Origin of the sequence: Pectobacterium araliae (assembly GCF_037076465.1) — a bacterium.
Classification (GTDB): domain Bacteria; phylum Pseudomonadota; class Gammaproteobacteria; order Enterobacterales; family Enterobacteriaceae; genus Pectobacterium; species Pectobacterium araliae.
In genome coordinates this window covers 1,794,876-1,814,517 of the sequence record NZ_AP028908.1, presented here as the reverse complement: position 1 = coordinate 1,814,517, position 19,642 = coordinate 1,794,876, and the positions used below count along the sequence as shown (strand labels likewise).

The 19,642-nt window shown below is 47.9% G+C and carries 22 protein-coding genes and 2 pseudogenes; 13 read left to right on the top strand and 11 right to left on the bottom strand.

The features are described from left to right. Positions 1-39: 39 nt before the first annotated feature. A complete protein-coding gene (locus tag AACH44_RS08220) occupies positions 40-849 on the bottom strand; it encodes a chaperonin (RefSeq protein WP_261848598.1) in 810 nt (269 codons plus the stop codon). A 212-nt stretch (positions 850-1,061) separates the two neighbouring features. Between AACH44_RS08220 and relB the strand changes: the two genes are divergently transcribed. The 6 genes from relB to AACH44_RS08190 all read left to right on the top strand — a co-directional run bounded on the left by relB (position 1,062) and on the right by AACH44_RS08190 (position 4,181). After that, the gene (gene relB / locus AACH44_RS08215) at positions 1,062-1,307 is read left to right on the top strand and encodes a type II toxin-antitoxin system RelB family antitoxin (RefSeq protein WP_261848597.1); all 246 of its coding nucleotides are present in this window, start codon (positions 1,062-1,064) and stop codon (positions 1,305-1,307) included. Further along, positions 1,297-1,581, top strand: coding sequence for a type II toxin-antitoxin system RelE/ParE family toxin (locus tag AACH44_RS08210; RefSeq protein WP_261848596.1), 285 nt, complete (start codon positions 1,297-1,299; stop codon positions 1,579-1,581). Before relB ends, AACH44_RS08210 begins: the two co-directional genes overlap by 11 nt. A 58-nt stretch (positions 1,582-1,639) precedes the next feature. Continuing rightward, a complete protein-coding gene (locus AACH44_RS08205) occupies positions 1,640-1,999 on the top strand; it encodes a hypothetical protein (protein ID WP_261848595.1) in 360 nt (119 codons plus the stop codon). Positions 2,000-2,369: 370 nt separating this feature from the next. Further along, complete coding sequence (locus AACH44_RS08200; RefSeq protein WP_261848594.1) at positions 2,370-2,615, top strand: YmjA family protein; 246 nt, start codon at positions 2,370-2,372, stop codon at positions 2,613-2,615. 249 nt (positions 2,616-2,864) lie between these two features. Continuing rightward, a complete protein-coding gene (locus tag AACH44_RS08195; protein WP_261848593.1) occupies positions 2,865-3,404 on the top strand; it encodes a DUF2058 domain-containing protein in 540 nt (179 codons plus the stop codon). A gap of 300 nt (positions 3,405-3,704) precedes the next feature. After that, entirely contained in the window at positions 3,705-4,181 is a 477-nt protein-coding gene (locus tag AACH44_RS08190; RefSeq protein ID WP_261848592.1) for a cold-shock protein, read from the top strand. A gap of 312 nt (positions 4,182-4,493) precedes the next feature. Here AACH44_RS08190 and AACH44_RS08185 read toward each other — a convergent pair whose 3' ends face one another. Continuing rightward, on the bottom strand, positions 4,494-4,823 hold the full coding sequence (locus AACH44_RS08185) for a DHCW motif cupin fold protein (RefSeq protein WP_261848591.1): 330 nt from the start codon (positions 4,821-4,823) through the stop codon (positions 4,494-4,496). 71 nt (positions 4,824-4,894) lie between these two features. Continuing rightward, positions 4,895-5,431, bottom strand: a complete 537-nt coding sequence (locus AACH44_RS08180; protein ID WP_261848590.1) for a rhodanese family protein — start codon at positions 5,429-5,431, stop codon at positions 4,895-4,897. Between the two features lie 372 nt (positions 5,432-5,803). Here AACH44_RS08180 and AACH44_RS08175 point away from each other — a divergent pair, with 372 nt between their 5' ends. Beyond that, positions 5,804-7,207 carry an EmmdR/YeeO family multidrug/toxin efflux MATE transporter gene (locus AACH44_RS08175; protein WP_261848589.1) on the top strand — a complete coding sequence of 468 codons (1,404 nt, stop codon included), beginning with the start codon at positions 5,804-5,806 and terminating at the stop codon, positions 7,205-7,207. Between the two features lie 43 nt (positions 7,208-7,250). Here the strand turns inward: AACH44_RS08175 and AACH44_RS08170 are convergent, their stop codons facing one another. Next, positions 7,251-8,420, bottom strand: coding sequence for an MFS transporter (locus tag AACH44_RS08170; RefSeq protein ID WP_261848588.1), 1,170 nt, complete (start codon positions 8,418-8,420; stop codon positions 7,251-7,253). Positions 8,421-8,691: 271 nt separating this feature from the next. Further along, complete coding sequence (gene ompX, locus AACH44_RS08165) at positions 8,692-9,207, bottom strand: outer membrane protein OmpX (protein ID WP_261848587.1); 516 nt, start codon at positions 9,205-9,207, stop codon at positions 8,692-8,694. A 377-nt stretch (positions 9,208-9,584) separates the two neighbouring features. Between ompX and rhtA the strand changes: the two genes are divergently transcribed. Further along, the gene (gene rhtA / locus AACH44_RS08160; protein WP_261848586.1) at positions 9,585-10,466 is read left to right on the top strand and encodes a threonine/homoserine exporter RhtA; all 882 of its coding nucleotides are present in this window, start codon (positions 9,585-9,587) and stop codon (positions 10,464-10,466) included. Here the strand turns inward: rhtA and AACH44_RS08155 are convergent, their stop codons facing one another. After that, positions 10,467-11,018 carry an adenylate kinase gene (locus AACH44_RS08155; RefSeq protein WP_261848585.1) on the bottom strand — a complete coding sequence of 184 codons (552 nt, stop codon included), beginning with the start codon at positions 11,016-11,018 and terminating at the stop codon, positions 10,467-10,469. Positions 11,019-11,333: 315 nt separating this feature from the next. On the opposite strand from AACH44_RS08155, the gene dps reads away from it, so the two are divergent. The 4 genes from dps (at position 11,334) to glnQ (ending at position 14,374) form a co-directional block, all read left to right on the top strand. Next, the gene (gene dps / locus AACH44_RS08150) at positions 11,334-11,837 is read left to right on the top strand and encodes a DNA starvation/stationary phase protection protein Dps (protein WP_261848584.1); all 504 of its coding nucleotides are present in this window, start codon (positions 11,334-11,336) and stop codon (positions 11,835-11,837) included. 385 nt (positions 11,838-12,222) lie between these two features. Continuing rightward, positions 12,223-12,969 carry a glutamine ABC transporter substrate-binding protein GlnH gene (glnH, locus tag AACH44_RS08145; protein WP_261848583.1) on the top strand — a complete coding sequence of 249 codons (747 nt, stop codon included), beginning with the start codon at positions 12,223-12,225 and terminating at the stop codon, positions 12,967-12,969. 26 nt (positions 12,970-12,995) lie between these two features. Next, entirely contained in the window at positions 12,996-13,655 is a 660-nt protein-coding gene (gene glnP, locus AACH44_RS08140; protein WP_107167970.1) for a glutamine ABC transporter permease GlnP, read from the top strand. Next, positions 13,652-14,374 (top strand): glutamine ABC transporter ATP-binding protein GlnQ, encoded by a 723-nt coding sequence (gene glnQ, locus AACH44_RS08135; RefSeq protein ID WP_005972679.1) that lies wholly within the window; start codon positions 13,652-13,654, stop codon positions 14,372-14,374. Before glnP ends, glnQ begins: the two co-directional genes overlap by 4 nt. Before the next feature lie 40 nt (positions 14,375-14,414). Here glnQ and AACH44_RS08130 read toward each other — a convergent pair whose 3' ends face one another. Both AACH44_RS08130 and ybiB read right to left on the bottom strand, forming a co-directional pair. Then, positions 14,415-16,280 carry a M3 family metallopeptidase gene (locus AACH44_RS08130; RefSeq protein WP_261848582.1) on the bottom strand — a complete coding sequence of 622 codons (1,866 nt, stop codon included), beginning with the start codon at positions 16,278-16,280 and terminating at the stop codon, positions 14,415-14,417. Positions 16,281-16,364: 84 nt separating this feature from the next. Continuing rightward, a complete protein-coding gene (ybiB, locus tag AACH44_RS08125; protein WP_261848581.1) occupies positions 16,365-17,333 on the bottom strand; it encodes a DNA-binding protein YbiB in 969 nt (322 codons plus the stop codon). 207 nt (positions 17,334-17,540) lie between these two features. Here ybiB and AACH44_RS21220 point away from each other — a divergent pair, with 207 nt between their 5' ends. After that, a complete protein-coding gene (locus AACH44_RS21220; protein WP_425606637.1) occupies positions 17,541-17,648 on the top strand; it encodes a hypothetical protein in 108 nt (35 codons plus the stop codon). Between the two features lie 151 nt (positions 17,649-17,799). Here AACH44_RS21220 and AACH44_RS08120 read toward each other — a convergent pair. The 3 genes and pseudogenes from AACH44_RS08120 to AACH44_RS08110 all read right to left on the bottom strand — a co-directional run. After that, positions 17,800-17,973: pseudogene (locus AACH44_RS08120) on the bottom strand (lytic transglycosylase domain-containing protein); the annotation flags it as partial. 1 nt (position 17,974) lies between these two features. Next, positions 17,975-18,159, bottom strand: a pseudogene (locus AACH44_RS08115) (putative holin); the annotation flags it as partial. 136 nt (positions 18,160-18,295) lie between these two features. Further along, positions 18,296-19,642, bottom strand: a complete 1,347-nt coding sequence (locus AACH44_RS08110) for a TolC family outer membrane protein (protein ID WP_261848580.1) — start codon at positions 19,640-19,642, stop codon at positions 18,296-18,298.

Genomic DNA, 19,642 nt, shown 5'->3' with positions numbered 1-19,642 from the left:
AATTAATCGATGCGGGGCAGTTCGTGCGTAGATTAACGGTTACTTTATTATTGGATAACTTATACAAGTATGACCATTACTAAGTGCATACATTTGATTACCCTTAAGATTGACAAAGGGAAATGTTGTATATTCATAATTTACAGAAGTCATGCTGAATGTAAGGAACTCATCTTTAAGACTTAATTTTGAAGAATGGGCAGGGAAAACCCCTTCATCTTTGATTGTAATCATAAAACCAATAGGGAAAAAATGAAGAGCACACATGAATGCCATATGTCCTTCATTCATAAATGCTATACTTTGAGCTGATACGTGCATCCTATGCGGATAAAACCAGTAATAAATATCATGCGTGTCCTCAAAACTTGATTCTTTATCTAAAACATAATTTTTTAAAGGTGTATAGAAGGGAGTATCTACTGGCTCTTTTCTGCAATCTTCAACTGATGTAGCGGATAGTATGTGGCCAATCATAGCTTTAGTGAAAGATAAGCTATCAAATGCCACCCTAATAAATGGATATATTTTTTCTCCAATCATGTATTGATTCAACTGGTCTTTAAAGGATTTCGTTACTTGTTCAATTGCTTTGTCAAGTCCGCCTAAGACGTCATTATTACAGTGGCTACAAATCGTTCTGAAGTAAGCACCATTTTTAGCGTTTAATGGTTTTACAGGTTCCCTTGTGTGAAAAAATTCGCTAACTGTTTTCTGAAGAACAGGTTCTAACGTTATGGCACACTTTGGTGGAACATGATCTTTCGTAAGCAGATCGTGTTTTCCACAAATATTACAATAACCTTTTACAATCCCATTATGCTTCCATCTTTCACTAATTTTTGTCATATCTATTCCTTATATACAACAAACTGTCGATGACATATCGAATACTATCAAGGTACATTTTAGCATCTAACAACTCACCATGTTGTGTTCAGAGCGCATCTTACAAGCGATTACGTCGGAACAACATCCCAATACCATCGGATAGCCACTTGTCTCTCCTTTCCATAGTAACTACAATGTATACAAAACATACAATGTAGTGAGGTGGCAGTATGGGTGTCATGTCCGTTCGATTGAATGATGAAACAACCGCTCAGCTTGATGCGTTGGCTAAAGCTACAGGACGTACCCGCTCTTTTCTGGCTGGGCAAGCCATTGAAAACTATCTTGCGCGGGAAGCCTGGCAGATAGCAGAGATCGAGCAAGCTATAAAAGAGGCTAATGCGGGTGATTTTGTCTCATCAGATGAGATGAACAATCTCTTTAAAAAATTAGGTACGGCAAGGCATGGAAATTAAATGGCTGCGTAAAGCCGCGGCCAATTTGGAAGCCGAGTACCGCTATATCGCGCAGGACGATCCACAAGCCGCCAGCCAATTCATAGATGAAGTCCAAAGGTTGACAGAATTACTACCGCAACAGCCAGCAATGGGAAGACCTGGCCGTGTACCTGGAACGCGTGAACTGGTGTTAACGCACTATCCCTACATCATCCCCTACCGTGTGAAAGATAATATGCTCCAGATTCTACGCGTCTTTCATACGCATAGACGTTTACCATCAAAATGGTGAACTACCGCCTTTTTGAATTTTAGTGCACACACATCCACCAACTAACCACCACTCAGCCATGAAAGACAACAAAAAACACAACCAACAATCAAGATCGTCCGGTTGGGGAGGAAAGCGTACCGGTGTAGGCGCTCCCATAGGTAATACCAATGCGGTGAAACATGGGGAACGCAGCCGCCAGGCATTCTTTCCTTTGGCGGGTGATGATGGGCGATTCACGCAGTTACAATTGCTACGAGTAAGAAACCTACTCCTTGCTGAACGTGTCGGCGAGTTGATGCACAGATCCCTTTATTTGGGTACAGCAGAGTGGCGCGAGTTTATGTTGCTAGATGGTATTCTGTGGCAACACACCCGAAAAATGATGGTATTGGAGCGTCGTAAAGCTAAATTAAATTTACAGCACAGCCAGCGCTAAAAACCAGCGTATACAACGGGCGAGAGATAGCCATTTTTAAACTGACTTTTCTCTATGGGACTACGATTGGGACTATGAAGTAAAGACCAAGAAGACAAATTATCTAAAAATCATAACATTGAATAACAAATTCAATTTCTCTCGTAGTATAACTACCCCACTGACCAATACCGAGATCAAAGCCGCCAAACCTGCCGAGAAGGAATACACGCTAAACATGGAGAACACAGCCGCTAGGCATTCTTCCCTTTGACTGGTGATAGTAGGCAATTCACGCCACTGGAATTACTCTAATGGAATAAGAATGATATTATTAAATCCAGATAATACTAGCAGCAAATAACATAGGCGTTAACCCTGAGGGCTACTGATGAACAATGAAATACCACTTAAATATTATGACATCGCGGATGAATATTCGACGGAATCTGCAAATCCAGTGAGCGAGCCAGAACGTGGATCGTTGGCACACTATTTCCAGTTGCTGCTCACCCGCTTAATGAATAACGAAGAAATCAGCGAAGATGCTCAGAAAGAGATGGCCACCGAAGCAGGTATAGACGAGCGACGTATTGATGAGATAGCGATGTTTCTGAATCAATGGGGTAATGAGTAGTGTTGAAAAGATACAACATAGCGATGTTATGATCGCATCTTGTCTATAGCGCCCAAAAGTCCTGGCACGGCTCACGGACGGATAGTGCCTAAAACAGAATGTTGTATCCAATCCTGAAGTCAGCTCACGTCAGCCGCTGATAGCCCCCGGCAAACTCAAGCAACGCAGTCATTAGTTCCTGCCATCTGGTACAGCCTTAAAAATTACAGGTATAATCCCACACATTATTCAACTGGTTTAGAAACGAAAATGACAAAACTCACCTTACAAGAGCAGATGCTAAAAGCTGGATTAGTCACCAGCAAAAAAATGGCCAAAGTCCAAAGAACGGCTAAAAAATCACGAGTTCAGGCTCGTGAGGCAAGAGAGGCTGTAGAAGAAAATAAAAAAGCACAACTTGAGCGTGATAAACTGCTAAGCGAACAACAAAAACAAGCGACGCTATCCAAAGAATATAAAGCTCAGGTGAAGCAGCTCATTGAAATGAATAGAATCATCATTTCAAAAGGCAATATTGCTTTTAATTTCACAGATAATAATTTAATTAAAAAAATAGATGTCGATAAGCTGACTCAAGCTCAGTTGATTAGCGGCCGTCTCGCCATCGCACGTTTGGTTCTCGATAACAGCGATGAAAATGAATACGCGATTATCCCTGCAATTGTAGCCGATAAAATTATGCAACGAGATGCGGACAGCATTGTATTAAATAGTGCGCTTAGTCAGGAGGAGCAAGACGAAGAAGATCCGTATGCCGATTTTAAAGTACCCGATGATTTAATGTGGTAATTAACGTCTTAAAAATACTGATGAATGAAAGGTCCTTCAGGGCTTTTCATTCAAATTTTATGTTCCGTCAGCCAATGAAAGCACCATGTTATCTCTGAGAGTTGACAAAATCGTTAGCGTTTCTCCCACAGTTGAACGCAGCATGTTACTCCCCATCGCTTATATCATCACCACTCCCCTCGCATATCAGAAATTTATCGTCCAGACTTAAATCAAAGGCGTAGTCTGCGCCGGCAATGTGTTTTACACTGCGCGTTGCAAAAACTGAGTAGATAAACGATTAAGTAGGCGGTAACGGCGATGAACGGAACGATCACAACCTGGTTTAAAGATAAAGGTTTTGGATTTATCAAAGATGAAAACGGCGAAAACCGTTATTTTCATGTGATTAAAGTCGCCAATCCTGATCTGATTAAGAAAGATGCGGCGGTAACCTTTGAACCCACCACGAATAACAAAGGCCTATCAGCGTATGCGGTGAAAGTTGCGCCGGAAAGTCAATACATCTATATCGCGGGCGAGCGTTTAAAGCTCACCTCGCTCAAGTCTTTCGTGGTTTACAGCGAAGAAGTGCCTGCCGATACCCATATTGATAAAGACAATATGGTGCTGTCTGTGGGAGTGCTGATGAATAGTATCAGACCGAAATCAAGCGCTAAACCTGGTGAAATGCGCTCACTGAAAAAATTGGCGATCACCACCTTCCAGGGAACGACGTTAATCTTCTCGGAAGATGAGATAGATGTGGATGCCACGGTGAAACAGCTCAAAATGTGAAAAATTGAAACTGACGTTGTGCCGAAATTCTGTGTCATTTATAAACAGAATTTCGGCATTGTTGACTGGTTCCAGGGCCTCATTGAAATACCGAACTTCGCAAGCGCAATCAGGCCCTATCGCATGAACGATAATCGGCTCAAGATGCGGCCTTGTACATGATTCTGTGTAAATGCCTTTTCTCAGAAGTGACCGTCCAGGCGGTCACCGAACTCGATAATAAAACGGCTCATCGCCAGCCACACCACTTTCCTTGCCTACAGTGACCAGGTTCAAGGGCTAATCTCCGCGCCCCAAAGTTGGCCCCTCATATTAATCCACAACGAACAGCTTAGCGCCCGTCTCGGTGTAGGAGCGATGCGCTTCCGCATTATCCGCTACTTGATAGCTCATCCCAGGTTTGAGAACAAAAACACGGCCATCATCTAATTCCGTATGCAGTTCACCTTCAAGGCACAGCAGGATATGCCCTTTTGAGCACCAGTGATCGGCCAGATAGCCGGGCGTGTATTCAACAATACGGACGCGGATATTATCAAAGCGCTGTGTCCGCCAATACGCGATCCCCAACTCTCCCTTATGCTCAGTGGGCTCTATTTGTGACCAATCAGTCGTACCAAACGGAATGTTCTTCATGTCCATATTACAGCCCCCATTCTTTAACGTTGTGGGTTAACACTCCGCTTACTATTCCAGCAAGTCACCCCGGGAAATCAGCGCTTGATACTACGGTTCCACGGCATTTTTATTAGTAGCTTTGCCATACCACAAAAGCCTGTAACCCCTGCAAACAGCAACCCCGCCCCCACAAATCCAGAGAGTAGAAAGAAAACGCTGTTGACGCTGAATCCCAGTAATACACCACTCAGGATAAGGATCCCAGCGGCGATTTGAACCTGTCGCATAACGTCAATGGGTTGTTTATTATTGATTTTTGTCGGAAACCCTGCTTTTTTCCAAGCAGTCATTCCACCATCAAGTACAAAAACCCTTGCCGGAAACGCCGACTGCATCAGAATCTCAGCATTCTGTGCTGAACGCATACCAGACAAACAATGGAAAATTATCGTTTTCCCTTCCCTATCCTCTCCTGGAAGCGCATACCCAGCAGCGGGATTCAACGGGTGCAACCTCGCCTGTACGATGTGCTCGCGGGCGTACTCTTCCGGCTGGCGAATATCGATGAGTATCGCGCCTTCATCGACGAGTTGGTGAGCCAGTGTGGGTGAAATGGCAAGTGGTGTTGACATGATCGTGATCCTCTTTTGATCTGTTGAAACCCGTCATAATGCATCACTCAACGCAGTGTTCAGCCAGCAAGAAAGGTGATATCGCTGAGGGTATACGCACCACCAATAGTTTAGGATAATCTAATAAATTAAAATCTAAATTAAATAGTGTACGTATGCAACAACTTTCCATGCCGGGAAAGCAATCGGGCTGGACATCAATTTGGCGGCTGATACTCTGTAAATAAGAACGCTATTTTAAAAACGGCCACGCCGCCGCGAGCGCACAAAATAGAGCAGTATGCCGTGCAAAAATGAGGCTATTTGCGAGCCATTTTATGGCTTTGTTTACTTTGCTGACTGGGAAACTTGAGATATATCCAAGACCGTTTCATGAAAAAATTAAAAGATACAGACTGGTATAAAAAACGTTACTCCAACCGCGTGCTCTTCTGGAGAGAAATTTCACCGCTCGCCTTCCCCATCTTTATTGAAGGTCTCTGCGTCGTGTTGATGGGGGTTTTCAGCACCTTCCTGGTCAGTTGGCTAGGGAAAGAAGCCATGGCAGCCGTCGGTCTGGCCGATAGCTTCAACATGGTCATCGTTGCATTCTTCACTGCGGTCGCATTGGGTACCGCCGTTGTTGTCGCTTTCAGCCTGGGGCAGCGCAATAGAAAGCAGGCGCGATCTGCCGCTCGCCAGTCGATGTCATTACTGGTTCTTTCATCATTTCTGTTGGTCGCGCTGGTTGAATTCGCCGGCTCCACAATTATCGATCTCATTGCAGGTCAGGCCGATGAACAGGTTAAAGCACTTGCTCTCACGTTCCTTCGCTGGACAGTGTGGGGATATCCTGCTGTCGCAATTGCGTTAGTCGGCTGTGGCGCACTGCGGGGCGCAGGCAATACCAAGTTGCCCATGGTCATTAATATTGGGATGAACATTCTCAACATTGCCATTAGTAGCTTGCTGATTTATGGAGCATTTTCCTGGGACGGGCTCGGTTTTATCGGTGCAGGCATCGGCATTACCATTTCACGCTATATTGGGGCGATACTTGTGATCCTGACACTGATGCACGGCTTTAACGGTGCGCTGCGCATTCCCTTCAGATCTTATTTTGCCCCTTTTACTGTGTCGATTCTCTATGAAGTGCTCAGTATCGGGATTCCCGCCAGCATTGAATCAGTGATGTTTAACATCGGTAAACTGATCACACAGCGTTTTGTGGCAGGTATGGGAACCGAGGTGATTGCTGGAAACTTTATTGCATTCTCCATTTCAACACTGATTAACCTACCCGGTAATTCTCTCGGCGCAGCCGCCACGATTATCGTTGGAACACGGCTAGGGAAAGGCCAGATCATGCAGTCTACCCGCCAGCTAAAACACATTTTCTGGCTATCCAACATTGGACTGTGTGCTCTTGCCGTACTGTCGGTTCCCAGCGCCAGCTTTTTGGCGTCGTTTTATACCAATGAGCCAGAAGTGATCGACGTAGCAAAACACCTCCTGTGGCTCAACGCACTATTTATGCCAATCTGGGCGGCATCGTGGGTATTACCCGCTGGGCTAAAAGGCGCAAAAGATGCCAGCTATACCATGTGGGTAGCGATGGCCGGCATGTGGGGATGTCGAGTCATCGCAGGATACATACTCGGCGTGATGCTCGGCTTCGGCGTGATCGGCGTGTGGATGGGCATGTTCTTTGACTGGATTGTACGCGGGTTCTTCTATTACCATAGACTGATGAGTGGGCGTTGGCTGTGGCGTTATCGCTCTCCGGCAGATTCATGACAGCGAGCGGTAGAATCCGCTCGCTTGCAACAAAGTAACGTACTTAGCGACTCGGGTTTTTAAGCGGAGCAAAACGGGTCGCCATGATAATCAATATGACCACACCAACCGTCATAATCATCCAGGCTTGCTCCAGACCCGCCGTATGCTGACGTATAAACCCGGCGAGCAGCGGCATTAAACTGGCGAGAATATAGCCACCGCCCTGCACAAAACCCATCAATGAACCGGTTTTATGCGGTTCCGTCACCTGATCCAATGCCACGATGAGTGACAACGGGAACAACGCGCCAATACCAATCCCCAGCATGATAATGATGGGATACGTGAACGTCAGCGGGGCGACAATCAGTCCAATCATTCCCACCAGCATGACGATAAGAATAGGAAGCAGTAGCTTACGTCGATCGGGAAAACGGTTAATGAACGTTGAGACCAGCAGACCGGAAATCACTTCCGTCATCGTTAACCCGCCTAGCATCAGGCCGCTTTGCGTCGCATTTACCCCCAGTTGCATGTAATACGGCGGCAGCCATGCCAGCACCAGAGTATACGCCCCCGTCCCAATGCCGAAAAATACCATCAGCAACCAGTCCATTCCGCTTCGGTGCGTGACCAAAGCACTCGCAGCATTCTGCTTCGCGGTATACGCTTTGGGAATACATTGCCAGACTACCGTCGCGACCAGCGCCACAATTCCCCAGCAAGCCAACGCACTTTGCCAGCCCCACGCATTTGCCAGCGGAGAAACCGATGAAGCCGCAAATGCTGCACCGGTCATAATTGCCGTGGTATAAAACCCCATAAGAAGGCTGCTATGACGACCGAAATGGAATTTGATAAACGACGGCACCAGCGCCTGAATCAAGGCAATCCCGATCCCGGCAAACGCCGCGCTAACCAGCAGAGCGATACCGCTATTCAGCCACCAGCGTGCGCTACACGCGAAGGCAATAACCACGATACCCAGCGTGATCCCGCGATACTCGCCGAGACGCGCTTGTAATTGCCCGCCATATAACGCGCACCACCCCATAGCGAAAACCGGGAGCGTAGTTAACATCCCAGCTATGCTGTCATCCAGACCTGTTGCAGCCTGAATCTGATTCAGCAACGGACCAATCCCCGCCAGAACAGGGCGTAAATTCAACCCCAGCAGGATAATTGTGAAGAAAAGAAAAGCCCGCGTGCGGGCCGTTGATGTCACCACCATGTATAACCTCAATAGCTTGAACAAGTCACTGCTGACTAATGATCATTATCTTCACACAAAGAATCTTAACGTCAAGATAAAATCTTATAGCAGATTAACACGCATGTGATCGAACTGGTCAAGGGCAAGTGAATAGTGATCGGTTGGGAAACTACTGACAAAACGCGCACGGATTTAGATAAAAAATCATAAAAAAATCCGCCCTGAAAAGAGCGGATTTTTCTGACACAGCTAACACCAACGCTGAGGGTAAAAACCCTACAGAGTCAGATTAGAAACGGTAACCTACGCCAACAGCCCAGGCACCAACGTCAACACTGCGGATACGGCTTTGTTCGTAACCGACATCCAGAGCAACGTCTTGGATTGGGTTGAACTGAACACCAGCACCGTAGGTGAAGCCGTAATCGTCATTGCTAGCATTATCCTGACCATTGGTGTTGTTGCTTGTTACTTTACCATGGCTGAAACCGATAACGCCGTACAGGCTTGCCCAGTCATTCAGACGGTAAGCAGGGCCCGCAGTGAAGCCCAAGTATTGGCCTTTGTTGTAGAAACCGTCATCACTACCATTTTTTTCCAGGTAAGTGAATGAGCTAATAACGCCCAGTGGGTTATTATCTTGCTCATAACGATATTTCAGGTTAAAACCTTTAACTTTATTTTGTACGCCCTGAGCATCACCTTGAGCATAACCGGCAGTTACAGTGCTTTGACCAGCAAATGCAGAACCTGCGCCAACGGCTAATACACAAGCCAGAGCGGAAAGACACGCGATTTTTTTCATATTTACAGCCTCAAATTCATTTTATGAAAGACTAACTAACGCAGTAAATATAACAAAGAAGTTCGGTACTTGCCGCCCTATAAATATTTATCAATTAGGTTTTAGATGTAACAAATATTGTCAAATAGAGGTTATCATACTAATAATATTGAACTTTTCATTGTGACAGCCAGATTAAAAATAAATTCACCACAGGGCAGCAAAACAGAAAATTCTGAATTTCCCGCTCAGTTTGTATGCTAATTGTATTGAATGAAAACATCCTAGTTAAATGATGCGTAAATAAAGGTCAATAAAAGTCAATTCATACCAGACAAATTGTTTACAATTGGATATGATAGCAACAGATTGTTATACCTGTTTTTAAGGCCAAAAGAATGACCTTATTTTCCCACCGTTCGTCATCATTCATCCCCGTATTGCTCATCATTATCTCTATGCTGTCGATCCAAAGCGGAGCTGCACTGGCCAAAAATTTGTTTCCGCTCATCGGTGCCACTGGCGTCACAGCGTTACGCCTGGGAATTGGGACAATCATTCTGTGCATCATTTTCAAACCGTGGCGTATGCGCTTCAGCAGTAACCGTCTACCGCTGTTGATTTATGGCGTTATGCTGGGCGGGATGAATTTTCTATTCTATCTCTCGTTACAGACGGTGCCGCTTGGGATTGCTGTCGCACTGGAATTCACCGGCCCGCTTGCCGTTGCTATGTTAGCCTCACGCCGGCCGATTGACTTTCTATGGGTCTGTCTTGCCGTTGCTGGACTGTGGTTTTTATTACCGCTGGGCCACAATATCGGAAATGTTGATTTAACGGGTGCCGCCTACGCCATCGGAGCAGGCGCCTGCTGGGCGTTCTATATTCTATTTGGGCAAAAAGCAGGGGCAAATCACGGGCCAGGAACTGTCGCTATTGGCTCCTGTATTGCCGCATTGATCTTCTGCCCTATCGGGGCATATTACGCCGAAAGCACACTATTTTCGCTCACGATACTCCCGCTCGGCATTGCCGTTGCTGTCCTGTCCACTGCGCTGCCCTATTCTCTGGAAATGGTGGCGTTAACGCGCCTACCCGCCAGAACGTTCAGCACGCTAATGAGTATGGAACCCGCTATTGCCGCCTTATCTGGAATACTCTTCCTCGGCGAGCACCTCTCATTTATACAGTGGGTAGCGCTGATATTTATTATTACCGCATCACTAGGCGCAACGTTGACGGTAAAATCAGCAGAGGTACGGAAAGAAAAGAAGGCTTAATTAAATAGAATGCGTACGTATTTCCTCGGGAAAATGTTGCAGAAAAGTCTCACATTCCTGAGGTGAGCGCAGGATAATAAAGCGGATATGGCGATAGCGAGGGTCGGCTAAATCCGCCAGATACCGTTTCCGGTTGCTTGAATAGGTTTTTATTGTCCAGAGGATAATCGACTCTCGGCTAAAGAAACTGCGAATAAAGGACTCTTTATTGCCCGTTCCGCTCCAGAGTTCCTCTTTACGCCATGCCCGAAGATAGGCGCGCCGCACCGTTTGAAAAAGCGTGCGGGTAAAACAGTAATCGACCCAAATCACGACATCAACATTGCGCCATTTAATATCTCGCGTTCGGTTATAGTTGCCATCCAGCACCCAACAGTCTGGTTCCAGTGCATTTTCAAGTCGTTGAAAGAAGTCGGCATCCGTTCTTCCTTGCCAGTCTCTCAGCCAAAATAACGTATCCATTTCAACGTAGGGCGCATCCAACTTTCCAGACAAACGGCGGGCAAGCGTAGATTTTCCACTTCCGCTGGTGCCAATGACATTGATTCTCATTCTTCATAACGCCCTGTAATAACAAATAATATGCCTTAAGCAAAAACCAGAGAATAATAACTATTTTCACTTAAGCAGTAATGATATTTATCAATATGTGAAATTATGTATCAGGGATAATATAAAACATTTCCATCACATCACCATTTTCACATTATTGATATCAAATAAATCCTGTCTACAAATAATCATGATATCGTTATGTTATAGCTATTCATTTGATAGGGAATTCTTTTCAATATTAATTTTTATCGCTGCTATAATTAATCATATTGAACAGTAAGGTCATACACTAAATAACTAGAGGATAATATTATGTCTACCGCCAAACTCGTGAAATCAGCACCGTCCGAACTGCTTTACACTCGCAATGATTTGGACGACAGCGTTAAGACCTCGACGATCGCACTGTTAAACCAACTGGTTGTTGATTTTATCGACCTGTCGTTGATTACCAAACAGGCTCACTGGAACATGCGCGGTGCAAACTTTATCGCTGTTCATGAAATGCTGGACGGCTTCCGCACCTCAATTATTGATCATCAGGATACCATCGCCGAACGCGTCGTGCAGATAGGCGGGGTCGCGTTAGGTACCGTGCAAATTGTCGGTAAACAAACGTCGCTGAAAAGCTATCCGACGGCCATCCATAGCGTTCAGGATCATCTAAAAGCGCTGGCCGAGCGTTATGCCATTGTCGCGAACAATGTTCGCCGTGCTATTGGTAAAACGGAAGATGAGGCCTCTGCGGACATTCTGACCGCGGCATCACGCGATCTGGATCAGTTCCTGTGGTTCATTGAATCAAACATTGAATAATTTGCGCTAATGCTCTCAAGGCTGCTCAGGCAGCCTTTTTACTGTTTGCTCAATCCACTCAAGCGCCTTCTTTCTTCATGTAATCCGCACAAACTACGCATCTTATCCGTTAAGACGCTCAAAAAATTAGCTTTTGCCTCCATTAATTGACCATAACGCCAATCAACGGTTGTTTCCCTCCTATAAATCAGTTAATCATAACAGCGCCTTGCCCAAGCGAATCGGAGATGAAAATTTCACCGCCAGCAAGGTAATAAAATAAAAACAACAGGTTAAGCACAACGCATGATAATTGACCTAATGTTCTAATGAGTGTCACTTTCGTACTACGCTTAAAACGCCTGTAAAACAAAAAGCTCCCACAACTGCTAATAGGAAGGATTTGATGAAATCACTACTTAAGGCCTCTTTGGCTGCATTGACGCTGATGATGAGCGTATCCAGCTATGCCGCTGAGAAAGAATTGATTGTCGCAACCGACACCGCTTTCGTCCCTTTTGAATTCAAACAAGGCGACAAATACGTCGGTTTTGACATTGACCTCTGGGATGCTATCGCTAAACAGCTCAACCTGAAGTACGCCCTGAAGCCAATGGACTTCGGCGGTATTATCCCAGCCCTGCAAACGCGTAACATCGATCTGGCGCTCGCAGGCATTACCATTACCGAAGAGCGTCAAAAAGCAATCGATTTCTCTGACGGTTATTACAATAGCGGCCTGTTGGTGATGGTTAAAGCAGACAACAACGATATCAAAGGTGAGCAGGACTTGGCCGGTAAAGTGGTTGCGGTGAAGAGCGGCACAGGTTCCGTTGATTACGCAAAAGCCAATATCAAAACCAAAGATCTACGTCAGTTCCCTAACATCGACAACGCCTATATGGAGTTGGGCACCAACCGTGCTGACGCCGTTCTGCACGATACGCCAAATATCCTTTACTTCATCAAAACCGCAGGCAATGGCCAATTTAAAGCAGTAGGTGATTCTATTAAAGCCCAGCAATACGGCATCGCGTTCCCGAAAGGCAGCAACGAACTGCGTGAAAAAGTGAATGGCGCCCTGAAAACACTGCGTGAAAACGGCACTTATGCTGAGATCTACAAGAAGTGGTTTGGCGTAGAACCTAAGTAATTGCCGATTTAATCTGGAGATATTCCATGCAGTTTGACTGGAGTGCCATTTGGCCTTCTCTGCCCCTCCTGATGGAAGGGGCAAAAATGACGTTGTTGATTTCTGTTCTGGGTCTGCTTGGCGGCCTGGTGATTGGCGTGGTCGCGGGTTTTGCCCGCGCCTACGGCGGCTGGTTTTCCAGCCGCATTTCGCTCGTTTTTATTGAAATAATCCGCGGTACCCCGATTGTTGTGCAGGTGATGTTTATTTACTTCGCCTTACCGATGATTTTCACGTCCGTGCGGATCGACCCTTTCGCCGCCGCCGTAGTGACCATCATGATTAACTCCGGTGCGTATATCGCAGAAATTACTCGCGGTTCAGTATTGTCAATCCATAATGGCTTCCGTGAAGCGGGTCTGGCGCTTGGGCTATCTCGCCGTGCGACGTTACGGCATGTCATTGCCCCACTCGCACTGCGCCGCATGCTGCCACCGCTGGGCAATCAGTGGATTATCAGCATTAAAGACACGTCACTGTTTATTGTTATCGGCGTGGCTGAACTCACGCGTTCAGGCCAGGAAATCATTGCGGGCAATTTCCGCGCGCTGGAAATCTGGACTGCGGTTGCCATTATTTACCTGTGCATCACGCTGGTCCTCAGCTTTATTCTGCGTCGTCTGGAAAGAAGACTTAAGATTATATGATTGAATTTAAAAACGTATCCAAACACTTTGGCAAAACGCAAGTCTTACACGATATCGATCTCACCATCGGTCAGGGTGAGGTTGTAGTCATCATCGGGCCTTCAGGTTCGGGTAAATCCACGCTGCTGCGCTGCATCAATAAGCTGGAAGAAATTACCAGCGGTGAATTGATTGTTGACGGCCTCAAAGTGAACGATCCACGCGTTGATGAGCGCTTAATCCGTCAGGAAGCGGGGATGGTGTTCCAGCAGTTTTATCTGTTCCCACACCTTACCGCGTTGGAAAACGTCGCGTTCGGCCCGATTCGTGTGCGCGGCGCGAGTAAAGCAGAAGCAGAGAAATTGGCGCTGGAATTGCTGGCGAAAGTCGGTCTGTCAGAACGCGCGCATCACTACCCTTCTGAGCTTTCTGGTGGCCAGCAGCAGCGTGTGGCAATCGCCCGTGCCTTGGCGGTCAAACCGAAACTGATGCTGTTCGATGAGCCAACGTCTGCACTCGATCCAGAACTGCGTCATGAAGTGCTGACCGTCATGAAAGATCTGGCAGAGGAAGGCATGACGATGGTGATCGTCACCCACGAAGTAGGCTTTGCCCATAAAGTGGCTTCACGACTGATCTTTATTGATAAAGGCCGCATCGCGGAAGATGGCGACCCAGAAACGCTGATTACGAATCCACCCAGCGACCGCCTGCGCGAGTTCCTACAACACGTATCTTGATCAACAAAGGGGGCTTTCGCCCCCTTGCTTCTTTTCAGCCTTATACCTGCGAACGCGGATACTCCCGTTCAATAAACGTCGCAAAATCCTGACACATCTTCTCATCACCCTGAGCATTATCCGCCAGCACGCGGCGACCATCGACCACACGAATGTGGGCTGACAGATCGAAATCCGCAGCAGGCTGAGGGCGTGCAGCAGCCTGCACCATCGTACCCTGCGCTTGTTGCCAGGCTTCCTCTACCGTCAGATTGCAGGCCTGCGCGAGATAGGCCGGATTGAACCCCTCACCCGTCAAACTACGCAGCGTATCGTCATGACTCACGCTATTACCCGGTAACCAATAGTGCCGCGCCAAATCCGGCCCGATAGCGGGATTATCTGTCAAATAGCCATCGCGTTGCAGGAAGTAGTTCCGCGTCTGCTCCACCGCCATCAGCGCCAGCAGATATCCCTGATAAGAGCACGCGGATTCCATAGACAACAAATGTGGAATCGCCAACGTCGGACGGGGGCTACCGCTGGTGCCAAGAATTCGCTGCTCGGTATCACGCGCCAGTTTGGTCATCGCCTCTGGCGTGCGCGCCTCATCATCCCAAGAATAGAGTTGCCACTCAAAATACGGCACCAACAGAATGTGTCGCTCATTGAAAGCGCGCATCGGCTGCTGCGTGCTGATATCCGCACGGATCAATTCATCAGGAATCGTCTCTCCCTGTGCATTCTTTGCATAGCGTTTTAGCCAGTCGGCATCACCCAGCAGGCTGTCACAGAACATGGACTGTGTTTCAGCGTAGGCCATCGACGTTGGTGGAAACTCCTGAGAAAAACAGGGGGCATTCTGCTTAATATTGGCAAAATGTGCGGCATGCCCGCCTTCATGGAACAGCGTATTAATGCCGCTAGATCCGCTGCCAATTTGATCGGGTTTTGCCAAACTGGTGAAATTAATCCGAGCCGGCAGCCATTTCCCTTCCTGTACAAACGGCGGCACTGGGCCGTGCATAAAGCCGTTCTCATATTTGCCTTTGCGCACCAATAAATCGAGCTGCATTTCTGCACCGTTAAACCCGATACGTAAACGCTTAAAGCTGTTGACCCAACGTTCCAGCGATGCAGAGAATGGGAAATAAGGATCGAGCTGGCGCGTCACATCCCCCGCACTGGCATAGCGAATATTCCACGGTTGCAGCGCGTCTTCACCCTTTTCATCAGCCAGATTTTTTAGGCTACGAGCATTTGCTTCACGGGTCTGCTCTTCGAAAGGATCGAGAATGGCAAAAAGCTGCTCCGGCGTCATTCGCTCCGTCTTGTTGACCTTATAGTCAAAATAGTTCCGATAGCCCATTTGACGGGCAAAGCGGTTACGCAGTGAAATCAGCTCAGGAAAACCGTTCTGCAACAACCACTGCTCGAGATCGCGCAGTGCCTGCTGAGAGCTGTGACGATAGGCTTCCGTATCATTGGTTGCCTGATTGGTCAGCAGTTCTCCGAGCGAAGCGGAAACACGTTCTCCCTTGGCATCCAGATGCGTCATCTCATAAGATTTACGCTTGGCGTATAGCGCGCTTTCTGCCGCAATAATCTCGTCCATTAACGCCTGAGCCTGCGGATCCTCAATCACATTACAGTCAAAAAACCGATACCAGCCGTGCAAACCATGTAACAGAGCCTGTTGTTCATCACGCGGGCTGCTTTCCAGTGTTGCAATATGGGCTCTCAGCTCAGCCAGACGCTGCGGTTGTGAAATAAAGCGCTTATACGCACTCTCTGCGGTGGAGAAACGCTCAGACACTTCATCGTTACCCGTTCCCATATACAGTTGCCAAAACAGCTCTTCTTTCGTCTGATGGACCGCGAGATAGTCACGATTCAATGCATTAAAATAGTCCGCTACTTGTTGCATGCTATTCCTTCTCTTCAAATGACAGCCGTCTGGCTGTGTGAAGTGGCGCGGTAATCCGCGCCTGATTCCGCCTCGGCAAACCGATCAACCAAGGCGTTTATTAATCGTTGCGACAGCTTGTTCCATGGTCGCCGCTTCGCCAGCCGCAACCAGACAGCACGCCAGTTGCAGGCGAATCGCCTGCGGGATGGCAATTTCTCCCGTCAGGCACTGTAGTGTCCAGCGCGCCGTGGTTGCAGCATCCTTAGCAATAGGCAGAGCAGCAGGCGCGACGCTGATCTCCTGACGAAGTTGTAGCACTTTGGTATTTTGCTGACGGATAAAATGAATTTCCGGGCAACGCTGCGGGTTGGCATAAACCTCCCCTTCCGTGCCGTGCATCAGAAGCGCGCGCCCATTGATGTCGTTAAAAAATGTTCCCACACGGGAAACATATTCAGGGTGGGACACGCTGGCGACGCGTAGCGCCTCGCTTTCACCAAATGGCGTCGCCACCTTGGCTAGCGTGTGGCTGCTGTTACGTACCCCCATACGCCAGCGTAACTGTAGCTGACGATCGATGGCAGGGCACAGCACAGAGACAGGAATAAATACCGGACTGCCGTTATCAAGTTCCTGCTGAGCCTGCCCAGCGTTCTCCGCAATCGTCACGCCGAGATTACGTAAAATCTCCGCGCTGGTAACACGAGTCGGATCCTCGCTGACGCCGTGAACCACGACCGGAAAACCCAGTTTTGCTAACAGTAGCACCAACAACGGCGTCAGGTTTGCCTGCTTCCGCGCCCCGTTATAGCTAGGGACAACGATAGGCATGGGAAAGCTCGCAGGCGGATTCAGACGTAGCACATGCTCGTTCATCGCCTGATAAAAACCCAACATCTCAGATTCGGACTCTCCTTTGATGCGAAATGCAATCAACAGCCCACCGAGCTCCAAATCCGGTACATCACCACGCAACATGGCGCTATACAGTTCATAAGCCGTTGCCTGATCGATATCACGCGCATGATTTTTCCCGCGCCCAACTTCTTTGATAATTTTGGTGTAATCCATTCTGGCCTCTCATTTGCGGCGAGACAGTAAAGAACTTATCAATGAAAATAACATGTTTGGTGGGGTTCTGGTGACTCTGGCACAGAGGAAATTGCTATCCCGCCGCTTTTTAGTCAATGACAGGAATGCTGTCTTTCTCCCATGCGGGGAAATACGTGTAATTAGCGGGGTTGAAGGCCACGCGTACTCACACTGGACGATAGGGATATGATTGGCAAATTGCTGGAGAACAAGCATAGCAGATGTCAGTTGGCAATTATCGATGATGTCGGCATATCGGCCCTCTATAAATATTTTCCAGCAACTACGGTCTGATTTTGTAATTTATTATCAATATGTGAAATTGATCTGGTACTCAATTTATCGCGCGGCGCATCAGTTGCATCACGGCCAATAAAAACATTTCATTCGCGGTATGTATAAGGACGTGTTTTATTTAATGCGATGAGTAAATGCCAACGCATCGATTCCAGCCGCTTTCCTGATGCAACTGCGCTGCAAAATCAGCAATCGGGGCATTCATGCCACAATCCAGTCGTGCGCTGCGGATCACATCACTGCGATACGTCTGTGCGGCTCGGGGGATAGTGTCAGCACAGACCGGAGCGTTAAAAAACGAGGGGATAAGAAGATGTCGCATATCACAGCCCCATCGCTACGCCGATGCAAACGGCTGACACAATCAGTGTCCGTCGTAACATTGCCGCGGCAAATACGGTGTGATGGCCGTCCCGAACCGGAAACGTCCACGTGGCACAGGTTCATCACCTTGTTCGAGAAACAAACCAGGACGCGTTTTAGGAAACAGTGAGCGATCCAGCCAGTAAGACGCGGTTTTTTGATTTTTTTCACAATAAAGCCTCCCGATAAGAATGGAGGCTATTATGAAAAACGGAAAGATTTGATGATTTTAAAGGAGGTTAAGCATTATTGCGGCGCAATATCCCACAAAATTGAACCATTTAAAATGATGGCTTGCCAGCCGGCTGAAACCAGGCCGCCAGTTCCAGAATATCTTTCTCGTTCAACGTACCCGCCGTATAGCGTAGTAATAGCCACGCCTGAAGCCAGCTGTATTTCGCTTCCGCCAGCTCTCGCCGGGCGTTATACCAATCCTGCTCGGCCAACAAAATATCCAGATTGATACGTTCTCCGCCCGCAACGCTCAACCGTGTGGCATTAACGGCTTCTTGGGCGGATGAGGCCGTCATTTGCCAAGCCTTAATTTTCGCCGAACCGTTATTGTACAAATTGTAGTACTTTTTCAATTCCGCCAGCGTTTGCTTGGTTTGATCGTCCAACTCCGCCTGACTTTGCTGATATTCCGCCGCCGCCTGCCGCATCGATGCCGAGACGGAGCCACCGGAGTAAAGTGGGACATTCAGTTGCAAACCAACACTCTGCGTGTCGTATTTCTGGTTGTAGTTGTATTCACTTTCCGAACGGCTATTGCGCGACGATGCTACCAGCGACAACGTAGGTAAATGTCCGGCGCGGCTGCGTTCGATTTCATAGCGGCTGACTGCCAGTCCTTCGCGCTGCGTCGCCAATTTTGCATTGTGCTGCACGGCAAGATCGCGCCACTGCGCCAGCGTCTGCTTACCTGATTCCGTTGATGGCAGTTGCGTGAGCGTCAGAGGATGTAGCGCCGCGATATCCAGCATCGTGCCCGTCATATTTTCCAGATCGGTGATTGCCGCATCCAGATTGTCCTGCTGCTCAATGCGCTGCGCTTCTGTCAGCGTAAAACGTGCTTCCGTTTCCCGCACATCCGTTAACGTGCCTTCTCCTGCCAGCAAGAGGCGTTTATTCAGCGCCAGCTGTTCCTGATAAGCACGCTGCTGCGCATCCAGCAATTGCAGCTTTTCCTGCGCCAGCAGCGCGCTGCTCCAAGCTTGATATAACCGCACCATCAAATCCTGGCTGCGATCGCGAAAACGCTGATCGGCCATCAGCGTGCGGGCAACACCCTGCTGATAACGCGCCCAGGCCGCATAGTCTAGCAGCGGCTGACGCAATGATAGCGTTGACGTGTAGCTGTCATAATCGCGTTTTAACGTGTTACCCGTGAAGCTATCCGTTTGGGTGACTTTGGAATGACTACGGTTAGCGTTATAGCCATACTGGAGATTCGGGAGCAGGTTAGCGCGACCGATCGTCTCCTCTTCCTGACCTGCTGCATGCTCAAACCCCGCAGCCCGAAACTGCGCATCGTTACGCAGCGCCAGCTCCCAGGCATCAAGCAGTCCTAATGCGTTGGCGCCTGAAGAAAGCAGCCCAAACAGCACGATTATCGCGATCCTTTGCAT